The 20,273-nt window shown below is 68.7% G+C and carries 15 protein-coding genes; 7 read left to right on the forward strand and 8 right to left on the reverse strand.

Annotated elements, in window-relative coordinates:
- Nucleotides 1–38: 38 nt before the first annotated feature.
- The 6 genes from ACRWNP_RS26900 to ACRWNP_RS26925 form a co-directional block, all read right to left on the reverse strand.
- Nucleotides 39–2,303 carry a hypothetical protein gene (locus ACRWNP_RS26900; protein ID WP_431965698.1) on the reverse strand — a complete coding sequence of 755 codons (2,265 nt, stop codon included), beginning with the start codon at nt 2,301–2,303 and terminating at the stop codon, nt 39–41.
- A 313-nt stretch (nt 2,304–2,616) separates the two neighbouring features.
- Nucleotides 2,617–5,157, reverse strand: a complete 2,541-nt coding sequence (locus tag ACRWNP_RS26905) for a DEAD/DEAH box helicase family protein (RefSeq protein WP_431965700.1) — start codon at nt 5,155–5,157, stop codon at nt 2,617–2,619.
- A complete protein-coding gene (locus tag ACRWNP_RS26910; protein WP_431965702.1) occupies nt 5,157–7,253 on the reverse strand; it encodes a site-specific DNA-methyltransferase in 2,097 nt (698 codons plus the stop codon). Before ACRWNP_RS26910 ends, ACRWNP_RS26905 begins: the two co-directional genes overlap by 1 nt.
- A 682-nt stretch (nt 7,254–7,935) precedes the next feature.
- Nucleotides 7,936–8,256: a hypothetical protein gene (locus tag ACRWNP_RS26915; protein WP_431965704.1), complete on the reverse strand. Its 321-nt coding sequence runs from the start codon at nt 8,254–8,256 to the stop codon at nt 7,936–7,938.
- Nucleotides 8,253–10,757 (reverse strand): DUF4132 domain-containing protein, encoded by a 2,505-nt coding sequence (locus ACRWNP_RS26920; RefSeq protein ID WP_431965706.1) that lies wholly within the window; start codon nt 10,755–10,757, stop codon nt 8,253–8,255. Before ACRWNP_RS26920 ends, ACRWNP_RS26915 begins: the two co-directional genes overlap by 4 nt.
- A gap of 72 nt (nt 10,758–10,829) precedes the next feature.
- Nucleotides 10,830–12,083, reverse strand: coding sequence for a DUF6777 domain-containing protein (locus ACRWNP_RS26925; protein ID WP_431965708.1), 1,254 nt, complete (start codon nt 12,081–12,083; stop codon nt 10,830–10,832).
- A gap of 549 nt (nt 12,084–12,632) precedes the next feature.
- On the opposite strand from ACRWNP_RS26925, the gene ACRWNP_RS26930 reads away from it, so the two are divergent.
- Nucleotides 12,633–13,283 (forward strand): isochorismatase family cysteine hydrolase, encoded by a 651-nt coding sequence (locus ACRWNP_RS26930; RefSeq protein ID WP_431965710.1) that lies wholly within the window; start codon nt 12,633–12,635, stop codon nt 13,281–13,283.
- An 18-nt stretch (nt 13,284–13,301) separates the two neighbouring features.
- On the opposite strand, the gene ACRWNP_RS26935 is transcribed toward ACRWNP_RS26930, so the two are convergent.
- Nucleotides 13,302–15,248 carry a S9 family peptidase gene (locus ACRWNP_RS26935; protein ID WP_431965712.1) on the reverse strand — a complete coding sequence of 649 codons (1,947 nt, stop codon included), beginning with the start codon at nt 15,246–15,248 and terminating at the stop codon, nt 13,302–13,304.
- 675 nt (nt 15,249–15,923) lie between these two features.
- Between ACRWNP_RS26935 and sigJ the strand changes: the two genes are divergently transcribed.
- The 3 genes from sigJ to ACRWNP_RS26950 all read left to right on the forward strand — a co-directional run bounded on the left by sigJ (nt 15,924) and on the right by ACRWNP_RS26950 (nt 17,851).
- Nucleotides 15,924–16,814: an RNA polymerase sigma factor SigJ gene (sigJ, locus tag ACRWNP_RS26940; protein WP_431965714.1), complete on the forward strand. Its 891-nt coding sequence runs from the start codon at nt 15,924–15,926 to the stop codon at nt 16,812–16,814.
- Nucleotides 16,815–16,848: 34 nt separating this feature from the next.
- Nucleotides 16,849–17,478, forward strand: a complete 630-nt coding sequence (locus ACRWNP_RS26945) for an alpha-ketoglutarate-dependent dioxygenase AlkB (protein ID WP_431965716.1) — start codon at nt 16,849–16,851, stop codon at nt 17,476–17,478.
- Nucleotides 17,479–17,548: 70 nt separating this feature from the next.
- Entirely contained in the window at nt 17,549–17,851 is a 303-nt protein-coding gene (locus tag ACRWNP_RS26950; RefSeq protein ID WP_431965718.1) for a hypothetical protein, read from the forward strand.
- A 259-nt stretch (nt 17,852–18,110) separates the two neighbouring features.
- Here the strand turns inward: ACRWNP_RS26950 and ACRWNP_RS26955 are convergent, their stop codons facing one another.
- A complete protein-coding gene (locus tag ACRWNP_RS26955) occupies nt 18,111–18,326 on the reverse strand; it encodes a DUF6296 family protein (protein ID WP_431965720.1) in 216 nt (71 codons plus the stop codon).
- A 143-nt stretch (nt 18,327–18,469) separates the two neighbouring features.
- Between ACRWNP_RS26955 and ACRWNP_RS26960 the strand changes: the two genes are divergently transcribed.
- The 3 genes from ACRWNP_RS26960 to ACRWNP_RS26970 form a co-directional block, all read left to right on the forward strand.
- The gene (locus tag ACRWNP_RS26960; RefSeq protein WP_431965732.1) at nt 18,470–18,895 is read left to right on the forward strand and encodes a RidA family protein; all 426 of its coding nucleotides are present in this window, start codon (nt 18,470–18,472) and stop codon (nt 18,893–18,895) included.
- Nucleotides 18,892–19,596: a 4'-phosphopantetheinyl transferase family protein gene (locus tag ACRWNP_RS26965; RefSeq protein ID WP_431965722.1), complete on the forward strand. Its 705-nt coding sequence runs from the start codon at nt 18,892–18,894 to the stop codon at nt 19,594–19,596. The genes ACRWNP_RS26960 and ACRWNP_RS26965 overlap by 4 nt, the downstream gene beginning before the upstream one ends.
- Before the next feature lie 239 nt (nt 19,597–19,835).
- Nucleotides 19,836–20,273, forward strand: a 438-nt coding sequence (locus tag ACRWNP_RS26970) for an SRPBCC family protein (protein ID WP_431965724.1), incomplete at its 3' end; no start/stop codon positions are given.

The raw sequence follows: 20,273 nt of genomic DNA on the forward strand, positions 1-20,273 counted from the left end.
CAAACCCGCTCCGCCAATACAAAGCCGGCGCGGGGGCCTTACGCCTGCCCGTTCAGCATTGCCTGGTTTTCTGCAGCAAAATCCACTCCCTGAATCTTGCCACTCTCCCCAAGAGCTGTGTATTGCCTCGCAAAGTCACTCTTAAGTTTATCCAAAGATTTAGCGATCTCTGCAGAACGACGGGCTTCGTCAAGATTTACCGCCTCGGCGACGGAGTCCATGATCTGGTTGAAAGTCTCAAGTTTCATGCGGCGAGCGAGCTTGATTCCGAGCAAGCTAGGGAACACCGATTTGAAGGTTTGACGAGCATCCGCAGCACTGGGTGCCAAGGTGAGAAAGTTGAGGAGAAAGTCTGGCCGCATCACGTAGCGCGCACGATGTTCCCTGACGATTCCCCTGGTATATTTCAGAATCGCCGTCTCAGAAGTCAACCACCACGTCGCATAGCCGAACTCGGAAACGCTGGATGTCTCTTTCTTCGCAGCGCGATGACCATAGACAGCCAACGCCAATAGTGCATCGTTGCGGGCTAGGCGGGGATCCCGCTTGGCCTCCTCAAGTTGCACCGCCAAAGCTTCAACCTCGCCCAAATCGACGAGACTTTCAAGGTCCTCGACCGACTCAAACGCGAGCGAAAACTTCGCCTGCAAATACCGCCTAATGTCGTCGAAGGCGGCGGGCTTATGCAAATCGGCGTAAGTGCAGAATTGTTTAACAAAGGCTGGCCAGCTCTGAGGCCTCCGCCACCCGAGGTCTTGATTTATCCGCGCATACAGGTAGCATCTGAGCATTATGTGCGGCGCGTTTCTGGCGACCTCATAGTTCATATACTCGTCGATGTCAGCAATGTGGTTCCGATACTCGAAGTCGCAGACACGGAGGTGATGAACCACCTCTTCGAGCACCGGGTCGGTCAAAATTAGCTTCGCTCCTAGCTTGCCGGCCATCAATAGGGTATTGGCAGTCATCCGATCGGGCTCGTCGAGGTAGTGTTCACTTAGGGCTCGTACAATCTGATCCGACCCCACATAGAGATGAAACTCCCCTGTCATCTCCTGAAAGAAGTCGACCAGTTTAGGCTCTGTGTTCAGGGTGAATAGGAGAGCGTAGGTTCGCGATAGCCGCTGAAGGTACCTCCGCTCAACTTCACTAGAGTTATAGAGGACGCCCCGCAGGAGAGCGAAAGCGCCGTCACCAACATTCACAGAGTCACGCCCCGTCAGACCGTATTCCTTCAGTGCTACGGCGAGACAATCCGTGATGGTTCCATAGTCGGAATTATCATTCGCATGCAAAAACGCCGCGAACTCCAACCCATTCCGTTCAAAGGAAAGCTGCAACGTGCGGAGCGCTACTTCTACGGCTTGCCGCCCACGAACCTTACCTAGGCCCTTGATTCCTTCCTTTCGCAGCCTGTCCTCGAAGCTGGAAATAACCTCCAATCGCAATGTCTCGTCGGCTGTATTTTCCTCCTCGATTCGCTGACGAGTTTCAAATGGAAGGCAAAAGACATCGTCCTTCCGATGCCAGTTCACTGCCCTGCCCCCGTGAAATTTCTTATCTGACATCACCTCAAGACGACGGCGCAACCGGGGCTTCACCAAGGCCGTAACACTTGGCAGAGACTGCGCAATCACTTGTTCTACTTTTTCGCTATGGTAGAGGATTCCGGCATCGGGATCGGTGCCCTCCAGAGCCCACAGCGCAAGCGCATCGACAACTGAGTCTACGAGCTTCTCATTTCCAGAACGGCGTTCAAGCTCCTGCGAAAGGAACACGAATGCTGCAGGGTTCTTAACGTGCTTCGATGCCTCAATGAGCCTAGACGAGCCAATGCGCTTGAGAAAATCTGTATAGCTCCGGAGATGCTCATCAAATGCAGCTCGACCCGCTACATCGTCATTGACGTGCGCAACAATGTAGCCACCATCACGAATGTATACCGTAACATCAAGCTCCGCCGTCAACTCCCGTTCAACTCGATCACTATATTTGATTGTCTTTGAGGTTAGATAGAACAGAACCTTGGGGTCTCTACCAAACTCTCGCAGGCGCGCCATCGTCCGCCTGATTTTACTCTCTGCATCAATCTCAACGCTTGCCTGATAGTAGGTTTCAGGCCTCCCCTTCTCTTCGAAAATTGCTCCGTCGCGGGCATCCGCACCGCCGTCTTTGATTCCCCCCAGCGGTACGAAGTCTGCCCCGATTAGCGATGAATAGAAGGACATAGCAAATCGCTCAAAGGGGAATCCCTCGGCCTTGTCCAGTGCGATGCGCACTACGTCCTCGGGGATGCGTTCCATCGCTACGAGCCCTTCCTCCCACTGCTGTTGGTGACCAAGGTACCCTGCGCGCTGCCTCCATCTGAGTCCCGATCTACAGGAGTCGCCTGACGATTCGCCGGCTCAGGGTCAGACCAGCCGCCGGCAGCCCAATCCCAACCGGGAGTACGCAGGGTCGCTGCGCATCAAGCAAGCCCATGCGCCTCTCAATGCCCCAGCTGAGCCTAGTGCGTACCCTGCCAGTCCGGCACTCGTGCCGAGTAACACACAAGTGCCGGCGTCCAGTCCGCCACGGCTGCCGTGGACTCAAACCGCACTTCTGACATCACGGGCCTTAGACGCAGAATTTCTTCAGTCGCCCCCAAAGCCCAGCCGCGTCCTCGACGTCTTGCTCACCGGCGAGAAGGTAATTCCACGTGACCCCGCGAACCTGCGGGGATGAGTTGGCAGTATTAGCCCATTTCTTCGCTGCGCGCCGTTTGGCCTGGACTTCTGCAGAGGACATGTCCTTGTCGCTCTTGGTCTCTACGAGCCAGCCAAGGCGTTTTCCTTCGATCTCCTCGATGACGACGAAGTCCGGGTTATAGTTCCGGCCGTCCGTGGTCCAATGGATCTCCACATCATTGATGTGGAGGCGTGCCCAGACCACGACGGAGCTGCTGCTATCAATCAGACCGGCCGCCTGGAACTCAGGAGAGCTGTCGAACCAGGCGTGGCTATACAGGTTCTTCTGCCATCCGTTGAACGCCAGATTCTTGTCGAACGTCCCGTCTGCATGTCCGGCTTCCTGTTTCCGCTGCGCCTTACGCGTCTTGTCGATCGGCAGCCATTCGACATCGTCGGTATACATAATCTGGGTCGGGTTGAAGTCCCGGAGGGTCTTGCTGATCTGCCGGGTAAGTCGCTGTCCACATACCTCGACGAAGGCCGACAAGCATTCTTGAGCCTCGTCACCCATGGCCTCGATGACGCAGTCGACGATCCTCTCTGCGGCCCCGAGTTCGTTCTTACGATTCGGCACGTCCTTGGCCGACATGACGCGGCGGATGAGTGCCTTGCGGGTCTCCGAAAGCGGAATGTCCAGAGGCAGGGCAGCCCTTATCGAGTCTCGGGCAGTCTCCGCGCGGACCTGGGCCTTTTGCCAGTTGTGGCTCGCAGACAGCTTGGTGCGGCGCAGCTCCTCGGAGTGCTCGGTAACCAGAGCCCGTCCAAGGCGTTCAAACGGTCCATAGTCCTCCGGATCAATATCGTTCAGGCTCACTGTTGTCGGCTGGGCTACGGACACGAGTCGCGGAATCACGATCGGCTCCCGGTCCGGCAACGGCGAATACTCAATGACAGCGCCGGACTGCGCGTCCTTCTTCGCCTGGCGTGCCCGGCTCTCCTGGTCCACGATCCCGACAACGGAAGCTGCGGCTGCCGACGCGAGATCGCCCGGCTCTGACGACAACAAGAACTCTTCGCTTGTCGCAGGATCTCCAGTCTGGGCCGTTACAGAAGGCCGTGGAGCCGGAATGACCGGGCCCGGCGCCGGAATGGCCTTCTGGCGAACCTCCAAGCTGCCGTCGGCCGCTCGCCGTAGCTGCGCGTAGGTGCCGTAGTCGATGAACGCTTCGTTGAGAACACTGCGCTTCTTCAGTAGGTCGCCGTACTTCTCGTGGGCCAGGACCTCGAGAGTGTCGAGGAACTCCACCTGTGTATAGCGTCCGAAGGGGAGCCGCATGCCGCGGCCAAGGGTCTGCTCGGTGAGCACTGTGGAGACGGAGGCACGCATGGATGCGATGACGTAAACGTTCTTGACATCCCAGCCCTCCTTCAGCATTCCTATGCTGATGATGATTCGCACGGGCGATTCGGGTTCCTCCACCGCCTGCAGGTCAGCGAGGGCTTTCTCCTTTTCTTCGCCTTTCAGCTTCGAGTGCACAAGCAAGGTCGTACCGGCCCAGGCGCCGGCATCGAAGGAGCTAGAGTCGAGGACGTCCTGATACTCCTTGGCTTCTTCGATGGAACCGGCGATGACTAGCATCACTGGGTTAACGCGCGGTAGTTCATGCTCGGTGCAGTACGCGTCGGCCGCTGCGCTCTTGTACCGCAGAAGGTTAACTCCATCTAGGAGCTTGGTCTCCGTGTCGGTGCGGTCGTCTCGGCGCGCGACCATCACCGGGGTTTTGACCAGTTGGTCCGCGATGGCAGCAGCGAGCGGATATCTGAATGCGACCAGGTTTTCGTCGGCCTTGACTGGTGTCGCGGTCAGGCCGACCACGAGTTCCGGCTTGAGGTCGGTGATTGTCCGGGAGAACGCCGGTCCACGGTAGCAGTGGTGCTCATCCGCGAGGATTACCAGGTCCTCGAGAAGGGCGAGGCGTTCGAAGAACGAGGCGCCTAGGTTCTCGGAGTGGACATGGGTGGCGCGTCCCTCGCCCGTGGACGTAGTCAGCGCCTGAACGGTGAAGATGTACAGCTTGGTGACACTCGCGTCATCCATGGCGACCCTGGTGGCCGGCGAGTTGAAATTGTCGGCGGTCACGACGTACGGGGCCGAGCGCATCACGGGTCGCAGTGACTTGCGATTGCCGGGCGTGAAGTTCTGTACCGACTTATCGCGGATAGTGCGGCCGGGTGCCAGCAGAAGGAAGTTTCGTGCCGGACTCTCGGCGCCCGCCAGGTATTCCATTAGCCCGGCCATCACATAGGTCTTTCCGACACCGGTCGCCGAATCGACGATGCATTCAAAGGGGCCGGAGCTCTCCTGGACATCGTAATGATCAGAGGCCCGGAGGATCACGGACTCGATGGCCTTGCGGTTGGGTTCACGCAGGTCGAGACGGTGTGCTACCTCGTCGAGGAGATCAGCCTGGAATCGCAGCTCCCCCATCAGACTCTCTCCCTCTTGGCCCCTGCCGCAGCAGAGTCGCTCGTCTCCGTGGTCGTACGGGGTCGCGGTACGGCTCGGCCAGCCCCAAACGGGGCCTTCAAGGCGGTCGTGCGCCGGTAGTTGTCCAAGACCTTGTCCGGGATAAGTTCGATTTTGGAGCCGGGTCGGTCAACCTTCAGTGTCTCGGTTGCGTCGTTGTCAATCTGGGTAGCCCAGATCTCGACAACCTCGCCCTCGGGCAGCCGGTCAAGGACAGACGCGATGGTCCCTGTCCCGACCATCCCGTCGATCACGAGATAGCGGGTACGGCCCTGGCGGCCGGCGAAGATGTCTTCGGGTTCGTAGGGCACGGACAGTTGAGCGCACATCACCTCGGCCAGCGCCCCCTGGGTTGCCCAGTCGGCGAGCACGACGATCCCAGCGACCTCCTCGAACATGGACTCCCCGACACGCAGGTGCGTGAAGCTGCCGCCTCCATGCCAGTTCAGGGTCGTGACGTTCTTGGTCTTGGTAGCGGCCTTCAATGCCTGGATGGTCTTCTCGTCGAGGTTGACCGAGCTCGCCTTGACCACTTTGTTGAGCACCCGGTTGAACTCCTGCGCATTCTCCGGAGAGACCCCTTCGGGTAGCTCCATGTCGTCTTCGTCGTCACCAGCGACCGCGGCCATTCGCTCGGTGATGCTGGTGACGCCTCCGGGATCCTCTCCGTTGACTACCTTCGTCAGGCGAGGAAGCAGGAATCGGCTCACGTTAGAGGCGAGCAGCTCGCAGGTCACCCATCGGCGTCCCATCTTGTGGGCAACCGCCGCTGTCGTGCCGGATCCACCGAAGCAGTCCAGCACGATGTCCCCAGGGAGCGACCCGATATGAACAATGCGGGCGATCAACTGCTCCGGCTTGGGGGTGGCGAACGGGTGCTCCTCCGGGAAGAGATTTCTAATTTCGTTCTTCCCGCGGAGATTGCCGCCGACCTCGCTGCCGAGCCACAAGGTTTCCGGTACCCGACCGTTGTCCTCGAGGTGCTTCTTGCGTCGGAGTCGCTCCCGAAGGCCGAGCATGACCAGATCCGGCCAATGACCGGCGTCAAACCGTGCCCGGGCCTTCGCCGCGGCCTCGTCGAGCGGCACGGACAGCGCGATCGCGGGAACACCCGGTTTCACCTTGTCCGGGGTGGTTCCGCATATTCGGGCCCGTTCCGCCTCGTCGCCAATGTCGCGAAGCTCATACGGGGCATACTCGGACATTTGCTCGAGCATCCATGACTGTGCCTTGCCCCAACAGCGGCCCGGCGGCGGATACATCCGCTTCCCGGTGATCGGGTGCTCGATCGCGTAGACCATCGGCTGGTGCGTAGCGGCGCCACCTGCCGTTGCGTCACCGTCGCTCCAGGGGATCGGGTCTCCATCTCGGGACTGGAAGCGGGACGTGTTCGAGATGGCAAGCCTCGGCATGCGATTCGGCATCCAGGATTCGCTCTTGCGGTACACAAGGATGGTGTCCTGTGACGTCGAGAGTCCCTTGGTGTCGTTCCGGGGCGAGTCAGCCTTCTGCCAGGCGACTTCGGCGACGAAATTGTGCTCACCCAGCTCCTCATCCAAGACCACGCGGCACCGGTGGGACTCCGTATGGTCCAGATGGACCCACACGGAGCCGTCCTCGGCCAGCAGCGGCCTGATCTGACGGATGCGGTCTCTGAGAAGGGTGAGCCAGATCGAGTGCGCGATGCTGTCCTCGTACTGCGAGAATGCCTGACCGGTGTTGAACGGCGGGTCGATGTAGACCAGCTTCACCTTGCCGAGATACCGGTCGGCGTAGGCCGGGATCTTCGCCAGGGCGTCGAGAACATGCATGGCGTCGCCGGTGACGAGGAGATTGTCTTGGGTCGGCTCCGGCAGTGCTGCCGGCCGCTCCAGGGGCGTGGGGGCCGCGAACCGACTGACCTCGTGGAGCAACCGGACCTCGGAGACGCGGTAGTCCGACGAGTCGACGAATGAGTAGTCATACCTGCCGTCGCCCGTGGACAGGAGAGTCTTGTCCTTGTTCGTCCAGGTCAGTTCCAGTCGCCCGTGGCGACGGGCCGTCAATTTTGTTGCCATGCAGCGTCCTTGAGGATCGAGTCGTGAGCTCATCCTGACGCAAAGATCGCGATGGGTATATAGGAATCATCGTGTCCTCTGGAAGGTCTCCTGTCGGATCCGAGTGACCTGCCTGCTCGCGTCAAACGTGACTCCGCGCTCAGGCACGTACCGCATGGGAACACCGCCGGGACGTTCCTGAGGCTCATCGGCGCCGTTCGAACCGGACGTCGGCGAGTGGCCTGCGGCCGGTGGCGAGCTGGTCGAGACGGGCAGGCTCGAATCGGCCGTCGGTAAGACCGCTCGTTCCCCGCTGAACGCGGTGCGCGGTGCACGGTGCTGCAAGACTCGGACCGCCTACCGGGAGGCGACGAAGAGGTCCGCCTACGACCGGAGCTCGGATGGGCTTGATCCGCGACGCCTACGCGCTGTACAGCGGCGCCCGCACGACAACGCAGATACCACTGAACACTTCACCTGGCCGTGGGACTGCCGTAGCCGCTGGAACCACAACTGCCGAACTACCTCGCGTAGGCAGTCGCCCTCAACCGTCTGGGGTCGGCGCGGACCATCTGTGGACTAGGAATTGTTCACAAGGCCAGGGGACACAGGTGACCTGCGGGGATCCTGAACAACGCAGGGCCCTCCGGAGCCGTGTGCGCGGTCCAGGGGCGGGCGGGGTGGCGGGTTCGGGGCGTGGGGGTCAGCCGCCGGCCAGGGGGATGAGGCGGAGGAAGGTCAGCGTCGGGGTGGTGGTGAGGTCGATGACTTCGTCCAAGTCGTCGATCTGGTGGGTGGGGGTCAGGATGAAGAACGCGTTGGAGAGGAAGGCGCGTTCGGCGAGGCTCGCTTGGGTGCGCCAGTCGGCCGGCTCGGCGTTCGCCGGATGGGCGAGGGATGCCTCTTCGCGGGCGCGGAGGTGGAGGAGGGCGCGGGCCGTCATCCGGTCCGGGAGGCCCGTGAGCCGTAGGACTGTGCGGGGTTTGTCGCCGGCCGTCTCGTCCCGGAAGGTCACGCCGCTCATCGCGTGGCTCGCTTGATCTGGCGCAGGATCGTCGGGTCGCTGATCGCGGAGTCCGCGGCCAGCAGGGCGGCCTTGGACAGGATCAGCGCCAGCCGCTCGTCCTCGAAGGGCAGGAAGAGCTTGCGGTCGGCCTTGCGGCGGGCGGGGACGATGCAGAGGTAGGCGTCGTCCGGTGCCATCAGGACGTTGGCCGAGCCCAGGTGGATCCGGTACGTCGTGAGGTCGCCTCGGACGGTCAGGTAGCGGCCGCCGAGGGAGCAGCGGTCGGCGATCTTCAGGCGCGGCAGGATGCGCTGCAGAGCCTCCCGGCGGATCTCCGCATTCGCCGTCAGCTCGCCGAACGACGCGGTCCGCCAGTACTCGGCGTAGCGGTCCTCGCCCCGGTCGGTCCACGTGGGGTCGGCCGCGATCGAGGTGACGCCGACGAAGAGGTCGACGTCGCGCATCGCCTCGCTGAAGACCAGGGGCGGTACCTCGGCCAGCGGCGCCTCGCGCCAGCGCCGGCCGTCGCGGCGCTCGAACCGGACCTGGTCGGTCGCGGCGTGGTCGGGGGCGTGGCCGGTGTTGTCGTCGGCCGGTTCGTGGTGGAAGCAGGCGCGCCATCCGCCGTCCCCGAACTCCCCGCGGGCCAGCCCGTCGTAACCGCCGTCGTGGTTGCCGAGGAAGTTGGCCTGCCAGCCGCGTTCCTTGAACAGCGCGTACAGCCGCGGGTAGTCCACGATGTGCGCGGCGAAGCGGTTGGAGTAGACGCCGGTCTCCTCCTCCGCCGGGGTCGGCAGGTAGATCTCCCGGAACGCCTGCTTGAACGGCTGCCGCAGCCCGTCGGCGACCACCCGGGCGCGCCATGTCGCGATGGCTTCCGCCGGCGCGTGGACCGGGTGCCACAGGCGGATGTGCGAGGGCGTGCCCGGTGGCCGGCTCATGGGTGCCACGGCGTGCCAGTCGCCGGCGGCGTCCTGCGCCTCCCAGATCAGGCCGCGGGTGAGGATCCCGGTGACCGGGTGGTCGCGGTAGTGGCGGCGCCATTCGTCGTACGGCCAGATGCGCCCGGCCGACATCAGCGCTTCGAGGCGGGCCCGCTCCGCCGACAGCGTGGCCCGTACCTGTCTGGCCAGGAGTTTGAGCTCGGCGAGTTCGTCCGCGCACTGCGCCTTGACCGCGGCGGGAGCGGTACGGGACGTGCGCCCGTCGGGCCCGGTGAAGGTGAGCCGTACGGTCGCGGCGTCCTCGATCGCCAGCCGGACGCGGCAGCCGGCCAGTTCGCGTACGAGGGAGCCGTCCGGGCCCAGGCCGTGCCCGGGCACGCTGCGCTCGATCAGCTGTCCCGGGGTGATGCCCTGCCGGGCTGCGGCCGTTGCCAGGGCGGTGCCGAGCTGCTTGAGGAGGGCCCGGTGCTTGAGCTTCGCCCGCAGCCGCCACAGCGCTTCCAGGGCGGCGGGGTCGTCGATCTCGGCGAGCGCGTTGATCGCCGCGCCCGCGAGCTTGAGGTCCTCGATCACGTCGGACCCGGGCCCGCCGGCGCGCAGGGCGAGGGCGGTCAGGTGGCCGACCGTGTCCGGGCCGGCGGTGAGCGCGGCGGCCCAGACGGCGCCCCGCGCGAGGTCGCCGTCCTTCTGGCCGACGACGTAGTGGAGGTGGAAGTCGCCGTCGTGCCAGGAGGTGGGCGACCCGTTCGACCGGCTGCACATCGGGGCGTCCTCGGCGAGTGCCCGCAGCATTTCCGCCGTCGTGCCGCGCGCCGATGCCGCGTCGCTCAGCGCGAGGCAGTCCCGGCGCCAGCGCTGGGAGGGGCGCGGGCCCGACAGGCTCGCCAGGTGCCGGACGAGTCCGGCCAGCTCGGGCGTGGGCGCGCTGCCGGCGCGTTCGCGCAGAGCGGTGGCCCAGGGGGCGTCCGCGGGGACCAGCTCGTCGGGCATGCTCGCCGGGTCGTCCTTCGCCAGCAACGCGCGGAGGCGCCGGCCGAGCGGGCCGCGCACGTCCGCGGCGACGTCCGCGGCCATGAGCCTGCTGTAGGCGTGGCGGATGAGGGGGTTGACGGCGCGGCGGCCGTCGACGTCGAGCCGGTCGACGGCGTTCAGCACCGCGGTCAGCGCTTCCGCGAGCCAGTGACCCGTGTCGTACTCGACGATGCGGAGCAGCATGACCGCGACCTCGTCGGGCGTCCATCCACTCTGGCGCGATATGAGGGACGCGGCCCGGTCGCGGTAGTGCCACACACCCGAGCCGTCGGGGTGCGCCACGAGCAGCAGGGACAGGGCGGCGGCGCGTGCCTCCTCGCCGGCGCGGGTCGCGAGGCCCTCGTCGATCTCGGTCCGGGTCGCCGCGTGCAGTTCCTCGAAGCGCCGGTACTCCTCCTTGCGGGGGCCGAAGGCGAGCCGGAACTCCGCGCGGCCGCGGTCGAGGAGGTCGACGAGCCAGCGGGCGCGGTCAAGGGCGGCGGAGCGCACGTCGTCGAACGCGTCGTTCCTGCGGGCTTCGGCCACCACGGTGTCGTACAGCATGCCGGGATGGTGGCAGGGGGGTCCGACAACGGCCCCGTCCCCGGGTGGGGCGAGGCCGGTCGCGGTGGGGCGTCAGCCGGACGTGGGGGCCGGTTCGGGCGGGACGGACTTGGGCTGGGCGGGGGGCTGTTGCCGCTGGGGCTGGTCGCCCGTGTCGCCGTCGGAGGACTTGGGCTGGGCAGGCGGCTGCTCGGGCTGCTGGGGCTGTTCCGGGGGCTGCTGGGGCTCGGAGGGCGGCTTCTCGGGCTGCTCGGGCGTCTTCGGCTGCTCCGGAGTCTTCGGCTGCTCGGGCGTCTTCGGCTTTTCCGGCTGCTCCGGGGACTTGGGCTGCTCCTGCTTCGGGGACTCCTCGTGCGTGCCCGGGGACTTCGGCTGCTCCTGCTTCGGCGACTGCTCCTTCTTCGGCTCCTCGCTCTTCGGGGACTCCTCCTTGCCCTTCTCCGGCGACTGCTCCCGCGTGCCGGGCGACTTGGGCTCCTCCTGCTTCTTCTCCTCGCTCGGCGGCGACGCCGTCTTCCCCGGCGGTTCGAGCTGCGAGCCCGTGGACGGCGACGGCAGGACCGGCACCGGGGAGTCGGAGGGCCGGCCCTTGGGCGGTTCGACCTTGTGGTCCCGCTTGCCCTCGACCTTGCCGCTGGGGCGCTCGAACCAGCGCTTGCTGTCCTGGTCGTAGAGCGTGAGCGTCTTCATCGGCTTGTCGGACGGGACGACCGCCACCAGGCCCGCCGCCCGGAAGGTCTCCCACTGCCGGCCGCTGTACGTCGGCGTGCCGTTGACGGCGTCGGGGGCGCTCAGCGGGTTGCCGCAGGTGCAGCGGACCACCGGGACGCCGTGGTTGTCGACCATGACGGGGGTGCCGGCCTGGAGGATGGCCTGGTAGTCGGTGACCTTGCCGTCCTTGAAGCCGTGGCTGGTGACGCGGGTGTCCCAGTTCAGCTGAACGGGCGTCAGCGAGCGCAGGTGGGAGGGGAGGTCCGGCAGCTTGACCTTCAGGGTGTCGGCAAAGGCCTTGCCGCGTGCCGGGTCGCTGGTGAGGTACGTGATCTGCTTCTCGACGTCGCAGGCGGCCTCGTTCTGCCTGCCGCTGTAGAGCCCCGGGTGCGCGCCGCTGACCTTGAGGGTGCCGCCGGGGGCCGAGGACTCGTTGGGGGTGATGGTCGGGGTGACCGCGGTGCCCGGCTCGCCCGCCGTGGAGGGGGTGAAGGGGTCCGGGCCGGCCGCGGAGGCGTTCTGGAGGAAGATCTCGCCGCCGCCCTTGGTGCCGCCGAGGAACGAGAAGGCGAAGATCACCGCGACCGCCACGACCATCGCGGTGCCCGCGGTCACGAGGGTGCGGCGGGCCCGCCACCACGGGGCGGGGAGGCCGCGGTGGCGGCCGGGTTCTCCTGGTTCGCCGCCGCGTCCCGCGCTGCTCGGCGGGCCCGGTGGACCCGGGGGGCCGGGGGGTGGTGGCGGGCCGGGGGGTGGCGCCGCCGGTGGGGGCGGGGGGCCCGGTGTCACCGGTGGGTGCTCTCCCCCCGACGGCCGTCCGGACAGCGGTCCGGACGGAGGGCCGGTGGGGCGTTCGGGCGGAGGAGGTATGGAACTCACGGCACTCTCCCCAGACGTAGGGCATCGGGAATTGAGGTCGATTCCCGTGCGCCCTCCCATCCCATTATGTGCACCCTTACCGGGACGAGTGAATCGGCTACGGGATTCCGGAAAGGCGCGATGTTTCACGGGCATTTCGGCAGTAGGGCATCCGCGAAGCGCTCTCCCCCAGGGAACACCGGCCCGCGCCGCGGGTCAGGTCCCGTGCTTTCGTGACTTGACCGTCCGCACCGGCCCTGACCTGCTGCGCAGGTGGTCTCACGGGTCCGGGACCAGAATCGGTACATGGAAGCACTGGGATACAGCGACGCGAACACCGGCCTCTTGCTGGTGGATCCGTACAACGACTTCCTGTCCGACGGCGGGAAACTGTGGCCCCGCGCGAAGGCGGTGGCCGAGCAGGTGGGGCTGCTCGACCACATGCGGCAGGTGCTCGCGGCCACCAGGGCCCGCGGCATCCGGACGTTCTTCGTCGCGCACCGCCGCACGGCCCCGGGGGACTACGCGGAGTGGGAGCACCTCTCCCCCGCCCAGGAGGCGACCGTCAAGGGGCAGGTCTTCGCCCTGGGCGCCTGGGGCGGCGAGTTCCATCCGGACTTCCAGCCGGTCGACGGTGAGATCCGGGTGCACGAGCACTGGTCGTCGAGCGGCTTCGCCAACACCGACCTGGACTTCCAGCTCAAGCAGCACCGGGTGTCGCGCATCGTGCTGATCGGGATGCGGGCCAACACCTGCATCGACACCACGGCACGGTTCGGCCAGGAGCTCGGCTACCACGTCACCCTGGTGCGGGACGCGATCGCCGCCTTCAGCCCGGCGGAGATGGAGGCGACCTTCGAGGTGAACGCGCCGCTCTACGCGCACGCGGTCCTCACCACGGAGGAGTTCCTGGACCTGCTGCCGCCCTGCCCCGAGGAGTACGGGGCCGGGCGGTAGCGACGCGCGCGTCAGGGCTCAGGGCTGCCCCGGGGTGGTGAGCCAGCGGTCGTACCAGGCCAGGCTGCGGCGCAGCAGGTCCAGCAGGTGGCCGCGTCCGCCGATCATGTGGCCCTCGCCGGGGTAGACGGCGAACTCGTGCGGGACGCCGTGGTGGCGCAGGGCGCGGTGCAGGAAGACACCCTGGGAGACGGGCACATTGGTGTCGTCCTCGCCGTGGAGGATCAGGACCGGGGTGCGGATGCGGGAGGCGTGGGAGATGGGGCTGACCCGGTCGTGGGGGTGGGGTCCGGGGCCCTCCCAGCCGATGCTGCCGCTGCCCGCCGACTCGCGGACGGGTCCCTGCTCGCCGGTCGCGCCCTGCATGCCCCAGTCGCTGATGCCGGCGCCCACGATCGCGGCCTTGAAGCGGTCGGTCTGCGTGACGGCCCAGGCGGCCAGGTAGCCGCCGTGGCTCCAGCCGCCGATGCCGAGGCGGTCGGGGTCGGCGACGCCCTGGGCGACGAGGAGGTCGATGCCCTCGGTGATGTCGGTCCATTCGGCGCCGCCGATCGCGCCGTCCACCGCGGTGGCCGCGAAGGCGTGGCCGTGGCCCTGCCCGCCGCGGGGGTTCGGGAGGAAGACGGCGTAACCGGCCGTGGCGAAGAGCTGGCCGGGGGGCAGATCGATGTGGAACTGCCATTCGTCGGTGTAGCGCCAGTACGGGCCGCCGTGCGCGAGGGTGATCATCGGGAAGGGGCCGTCCTCGCGGGTGCGGCCGGGCGGCAGGAGGAGCAGCCCGTCGAGGGCGAGCCCGTCGGAGGCCTTGTAGGAGAGGCGTTCCTGGCTGCCCCAGGGGATGTCGCGGATCTCGGGCCTGGTGTCGCTGATCCGGGTCAGCGGGCCGTCGGGCGGTCCGGCGTGGACGTCCTTGGGCTCGTACGCGGTGCCCGCGAGCACGGCGACCCTCCCGCCCGTGCGGTCCGCGGTGAGGGCGTGGACGATGCCCTGGCGGGTGTGCAGACGGCGGAAGCGCCGCTCACCGGGGTCGAGCCGGAACAGCGCGGTGTCCAGGCCGTCGGCGAAGACGGCCAGGGGCGGGCCGCCTTCGACCTGGAGGAGTTCGGTGGGGCAGACGGTCATGCCGTGGGTCAGATCGCGGGCCTCGGGCGGTACCTGGTGCCCGGGGTCGGCCGGGACCGCGCGGTCCAGGACGGCCGGGGAGCCGACCAGCCCGGGCGGGGTGGTGGCCAGGTGGGCGAGGTGCCAGCCGTCCTCGGCCTGCCACCAGACCGGGCGGCGCGCCCCGTGCCCGGCGGGGCCGAGGTCGTGGACGGTGCCGGTGGCGGTGTCGAGGACGTGGAGCTCGGCGGTGAGCGAGCCGGGGTCCTCCTCCGCGCAGTCCCAGGTGAGGACGGCCAGCATGCCGCCGTCCGGGCGCTCGGCCACCTCGACGACGTGCCGGTCGCCGAGGACGTCGACGGTGCGGAGGGCACCGCTGTCGAGGTCGAGCAGGCGCAGGCGGGCGGAGGGCTCGGGACCCGTCCGCTCGGTCCACACCATCACGTCGTCGTCCTCGGCCTCGTCCGGTTCGTCGGCGGCGATCAGGGCGACGGTGCGGCCGTCGGCGAGCGGCAGGTGGTCCGCGATGCCGCCGGGCCAGGCGGTGAGGGCCTCGGCGGGGCCGTCCGGCCCGCCGTCGGCGGCGAGGCGTACGCGGTGCAGTTGCCCGGCGGTGGTGAACAGGACGGCCGACGAGTCAGGGGTCCAGCGCGGGGCGCCGATCCAGGTCGTGCCGTCGGTCAGCTGCCGTGCCGGGGCGCCGCCGTCGGCGGGCACCGCCCACAGGACACTGGCCGGGCGGTCCTTGATGCCGAGGGGGCGCGCCGTGTGGACGACGGTGCGGCCGTCCGGGGACACCGCGGGGAACATCGGTATGACGCTGTCCACGACCGCCCGTGCCACGTCTTCGCTCTGTGCCGTCAATGCGCCCTCCACAGCGTCCACTTGGCTCTCGCCGTCCTTCGGGGAACCGTGCACATCCTGCCGCAGCCCACGGGGCGTGGGGGTAGGCTCGCGCGATTCCGGCCGCACCGGCCGCGCTCCTCCGCCTCGGCGCCCGTGTCCTCGCCGTGGTCTGCGCGGTCCTCGCGCTACGGGGGGTACCGGCTCGGGGTGACCTGGTCCGCCGGGCGCCTGACGATCCGCGGGTACCCGCGCACGCGGGTGTTCCCGCGGGAGCAGCCTGTCACGGCCGTCAGCGCCTTCGCGACGGGCCCGGTCCAGAGCGCGGCTGTTCGGGAACGCAAGGGGCACGCCGTCGAGCGGCTGCGGCGCTGGGCCACCGGACGGCGAGGCCGCAGCGGCCGGTGAGCCTCGTCCGCCGACGTGCGGCAGCCCCCGGGGCTGCGCGCGGCGCGCGGCTGTCCTTCCCGTCCCGGCTGGAGAGAGCGGATCAGGCGGGCGGCCGGATCCAGGTGCCGCTCAGCAGCGCGTGGCGCGCCGCGCACCGGGGGCGGCTGTTCGGCTGTTCGCCGGCTGGTGACCCGGCCCCGGCGGACGGCCCCGGCACCGCACCGGCGCGTTGTCGCACCCCTCTGTCACATTGGACGCGTCCGGTTCGTCAGTGCGCCGAGGGAACGTGACGAGGGAATGGGGCCGATGGACGACAAGGAGTTCCTGGCGGAGCGGTTCGAGGAGAGCCGGGCGCATCTGCGGGCGGTGGCCTACCGCATGCTGGGGTCGCTGGCCGAGGCGGACGACGCCGTGCAGGAGGCGTGGCTGCGGCTGAACCGCGCCGGGGCGGACGGGATCGGCAACCTGGGCGGCTGGCTGACGACCGTGGTGGGCCGGGTGTGCCTGGACATGCTGCGCTCGCGGACCTCCCGGGGCGAGTCGCCGCTGGACGACGTGAGGGTGCCCGATCCGGTGGTGAGCCGGGATGACGCGGCCGGCGACCCGGAGCAGGCGGCGCTGCTGGCGGACTCGGTGGGACTGGCGCTGCTGATCGTGCTGGAGACGCTGTCGCCCGCCGAGCGGCTCGCCTTCGTGCTGCACGACATGTTCGCGGTGCCCTTCGAGGAGATCGCCCCTATGGTCGGGCGCACGCCGACGGCGGCGCGGCAGCTGGCCAGCCGGGCGCGGCGCCGGGTGCGGGGGGCGGCGCCGGTGCCGGACGCCGACCTGAGCCGTCAGCGGGAGGTCGTCGGCGCGTTCCTGGCGGCCTCGCGCGCGGGTGACTTCGAGGGCCTGGTGGCGGTGCTGCACCCGGACATCGTGCTGCGCGCGGACACCGGCGCCGCCTTCCCGGGGGCGACCCGCGAGGTGCGCGGCGCGCGGACGGTCGCGAGTCAGGCGCTCACCTTCCGGCGCGCGGCCCTCCACGCGCGGCTGGCGCTGGTCAACGGCGCGCCCGGGGTGGTCACCACGATGGAGGGCCGGGTCGTGTCGGTCATGGGCTTCACGATCGTGGACGGGCTCGTCGTGGAGCTCGACATCCTGGCCGATCCCGAGCGGCTGGCCGGGCTCGACCTGGCCGCGTTCAGCGAATAGCTCACATGTTCGATCAAAGGGCTACCCTGGAGCCATGACCGCACCGCTCCAAGGATCGCTCTTCGACCAGACCGACGAGTTGCTGCTCGGTCCGCTGGACGGCCTCCGGCGGACCGGGCTCGGCAGCGGGGCGTGGCTCGACCTGCTGCCAGGGTGGCTGCGGGGGGCCGACGCGCTGTTCGAGGAACTGGCCGGTTCGGTTCCTTGGCGTGCCGAACGCCGGCAGATGTACGAGCGTGAGGTCGACGTGCCCCGGCTGCTGGCCTTCTACGGGGAGGGCGAGCGGCTGCCGCACCCCGTCCTCGGCGAGGCCCGGGCCGCCCTCGACGCCCACTACGCGGACGAGCTCGGGGAGCCTTTCGTCACCGCGGGGCTGTGCTTCTACCGGGACGGCCGGGACAGCGTGGCCTGGCACGGGGACCGGACGGGCCGGTCGGCGACCCAGGACACGATGGTCGCGATCCTGTCCGTCGGCGACCCGCGCGACCTGGCGCTGCGGCCCCGCGGCGGGGGCGCGGCCGCTATGCGGCTGCCCCTCGGGCACGGCGACCTCGTGGTGATGGGCGGCTCCTGCCAGCGGACGTGGGAGCACGCGATCCCCAAGAGCACGCGCGCCGTGGGACCGCGGATCAGCATCCAGTTCCGCACGCGCGGCGTCCGCTGAGCCCCCTCCACCCCGGCACGGGGAAGGGCCCCTTGCCGTCCCCCTGTTCCCCGGCCGCGACTACGCTCCGGTGACGTGCACCGGCACCGGCGCCGACCACCCCAGCGCCGTCGGCCTCTGCAACGCCTCGGCGGCCACGCCGGCCGCCGGCCAGGCCGCCGCGCAGCGGCAGCAGCACTCAGGCGCCCGACGCGCGGTCACCGGGCTCGACGCGACCGTCGACCACCAGGAGGGCTCGGTCTCCGGGCTGACCCGGACCGGCGCCTGCGCCGAGCCCGGCGGCAGCGGCGGCAGCGGCGGCAGCGGCGGAGGGGAGACGCTCTTCCGGCCGGTGACGGACGCGCTCGAGGTCTACGGGGCCGAGATCGGCTGACCGGTAGACGCGGACGGTGCCGCCGTCCGCGGGTCGCATGGCGCCGGTGGCGTCCAGGTGTCCGTGCCACGGGGGGTGTGGGTTCGCTGTCCGGGCCCACGGCAATGACCTGGCGTGACCCGGGTGGTGACCGGCGCGGCCGCCGTCGCGACGGGGCCGGTCGGCACGGTCACGGACCGCGACGGGAGACAGGCGAGGCGATGGGGCGTCCGGTGACGGGCGCACGGCCCGTTCCGGGACGCCGGCGCCGACGGGGCACTCAGTGCGGCGTCGCCCGCGAGGGGACGTCGTGGTGCTGGTGCCCACCCGTCGCGAGCATGCGGACTTCTCCCCGGTCGCTGATCTCCGCCTGGACGATGCCGGTGTCGTCGCTGTACACCGGGTGCCCCCCGGCACCCTTGCGCTCGGTGCGCTTGACGACCACGGTGTCGCCGGAGACGGGGAAGGTCAGCTCGTAGGTTTCGGCATGACTCATGAGGGGAACCTCCTGTCTCCGCCCATATGACGATTTATGCCCAGAGAATCCCTGGCCAATGACACCGATCATGACGTCCGCTGTGGCGCCGGGCCGACCCCGTGGGAGAGCATGGAGCGGTGTCGATCATCAAGGGGGAACACATGTCGCACCTCACCCACGTCGCCGCTCCGGAGGGCGTCCTCCCGGGCACCGGCTACAGCCACGTCGTGTGGGGCGAGGGCCGCTTCGTCGCCCTCTCGGGGCAGATCGCGGTGGACGAGCGGGGCGAACTCGTCGGGCCGGGCGACCCGGCGGCGCAGGCGCGCCAGGTCTTCGCCAACCTCGACCGCTGCCTCGCTGCCGCTGACGCGGGCTGGGGCGACGTGGTCAAGTTGACCTTCTTCGTCACCGACGTCGCCTTCCTGCCCGCGGTCCGCGAGGCGCGCGACGCGTACGTCGACACCGAGCGGCCCCCGGCCAGCTCGGCGGTGCAGGTAGCCGCGCTCTTCCGGCCGGAACTGCTGCTGGAGGTCGAGGCGTTCGCGATCGTTCCGACCACGTCCGGCGCCCCGACGGCACGGCCGTGACACTGGTCCCGGAGCGCTTCACCGTGGCGGCGGCGGCCCATCGGCCGGCCCCGCCCCGGCCAGGCGACCCGCCGCGGCTGTGCCTGGTGGACACGGCGGCGAACGCGGCCGCCGCCGTCCACCTGGCGCCCGGGCTGCTGGACCGGGAGGAGCGCGAGCGGGCCACGGCCTTCCGCTTCGAGCGCGACCGCACCAGCTACATCACCGCGCACGTGGCGCTGCGCCTGCTGCTGGCGGCGTACCTGGGCACCCCGCCCGGCGCGGTGCCGCTGACGCGGGAGACCTGCCCGGTCTGCGGCGGCCCGCACGGCAGGCCCGCGGTGGAGGGCGGCGCCCCGCACTTCTCGCTCTCGCACTCCCGGGAGCTGACGCTGCTGGCCTTCGCCGCGGCCCCGGTGGGGGTGGACGTGGAGGCGCTGCCCGGCCAGGAGGCCGTGGACGGCGTGTGGCGCTCGCTGCACCCGGCGGAGGTGGACGAACTCGGCATGCTGCCGCCGGTGGAGCGCCGAGAGGCCTTCGCGCGGGCGTGGGCGCGCAAGGAGGCGTACCTGAAGGGCCTGGGGACGGGCCTGGCCAGGGACCCGTCCGAGGACTACGTGGGCTCCGGCCCCGTACCCGCCGCGGGCCCCGAGGGCTGGTCGCTCCGCGACGTCGCCGTCGGGGACGGCCACCGCGCGGCCGTCGCCGTACGGCTGGGCTGAGGCGCGCCCGCCCCGTCTTCTCCGCCACCACCCCAAGCAACGCCGCGATCCAGGGGCGGGCGTGGGGGCTGACGTAGAAGGGGGTGCGCGCCGGGTCGACGGCCCACCCGGGTCCACCACGCCCCGCCCGGCCGCCCGCCCGCCGCCGTGACGCAAGCGTTCACCGAGGCCCCGGAGGTCAGCGTGGCGTGAGCCGGAGCCAGGAGGCACGCTGGAGGGAGGAAGGCAGGTGGCAGCTCATGAGCAGACTCGAAGAGCAGATCGACCTGAACGTTCCGACCGAGGTGGCATGGCAGCACTTGCACCGCCTGGAGGACTACCCGCAGTTCGTGGGGGGCGTCCGGGAGGCGAGCGCCGCCGGGGACGGCAAGGCCCGGCTCGGCGTGTCGGGGACCGGCAGCGACTCCCTCGACGCGGAGTTCTCCGACCGCACCAAGGCCCGGAGCGACACCCGGGAGATGACCTGGCGCACCAGCGGCGGTGCCGAGATCACCGGGACGTGCTCGGTCCTCCCGATCGACGAGCAGCACAGCCGCGTCCAGGTCCGCATGGAGTACGACCCCGCCGAGCTCCGTGACGCCTTCGGCGGCCCCAAGGGATTCGCCCAGGTCAGCGCGATCGAGCGCACGGTCCGTGACGACCTCGAGCGCTTCAAGGACCTCGTCGAGCGCGAGCAC

This window comes from Actinacidiphila sp. bgisy160, from assembly GCF_965342435.1.
GTDB lineage: Bacteria > Actinomycetota > Actinomycetes > Streptomycetales > Streptomycetaceae > Actinacidiphila.

Excerpts from the sequence above, each read along its gene's own strand:
- ACRWNP_RS26900 (WP_431965698.1), bottom strand. The coding sequence starts at position 2,303 with ATGGAACGCATCCCCGAGGACGTAGTGCGCATCGCACTGGACAAGGCC.
- ACRWNP_RS26905 (WP_431965700.1), bottom strand. The coding sequence starts at position 5,157 with ATGGGGGAGCTGCGATTCCAGGCTGATCTCCTCGACGAGGTAGCACAC.
- ACRWNP_RS26910 (WP_431965702.1), bottom strand. The coding sequence starts at position 7,253 with ATGGCAACAAAATTGACGGCCCGTCGCCACGGGCGACTGGAACTGACC.
- ACRWNP_RS26915 (WP_431965704.1), bottom strand. The coding sequence starts at position 8,256 with ATGAGCGGCGTGACCTTCCGGGACGAGACGGCCGGCGACAAACCCCGC.
- ACRWNP_RS26920 (WP_431965706.1), bottom strand. The coding sequence starts at position 10,757 with ATGCTGTACGACACCGTGGTGGCCGAAGCCCGCAGGAACGACGCGTTC.
- ACRWNP_RS26930 (WP_431965710.1), top strand. The coding sequence starts at position 12,633 with ATGGAAGCACTGGGATACAGCGACGCGAACACCGGCCTCTTGCTGGTG.
- sigJ (WP_431965714.1), top strand. The coding sequence starts at position 15,924 with ATGGACGACAAGGAGTTCCTGGCGGAGCGGTTCGAGGAGAGCCGGGCG.
- ACRWNP_RS26945 (WP_431965716.1), top strand. The coding sequence starts at position 16,849 with ATGACCGCACCGCTCCAAGGATCGCTCTTCGACCAGACCGACGAGTTG.
- ACRWNP_RS26955 (WP_431965720.1), bottom strand. The coding sequence starts at position 18,326 with ATGAGTCATGCCGAAACCTACGAGCTGACCTTCCCCGTCTCCGGCGAC.
- ACRWNP_RS26960 (WP_431965732.1), top strand. The coding sequence starts at position 18,470 with ATGTCGCACCTCACCCACGTCGCCGCTCCGGAGGGCGTCCTCCCGGGC.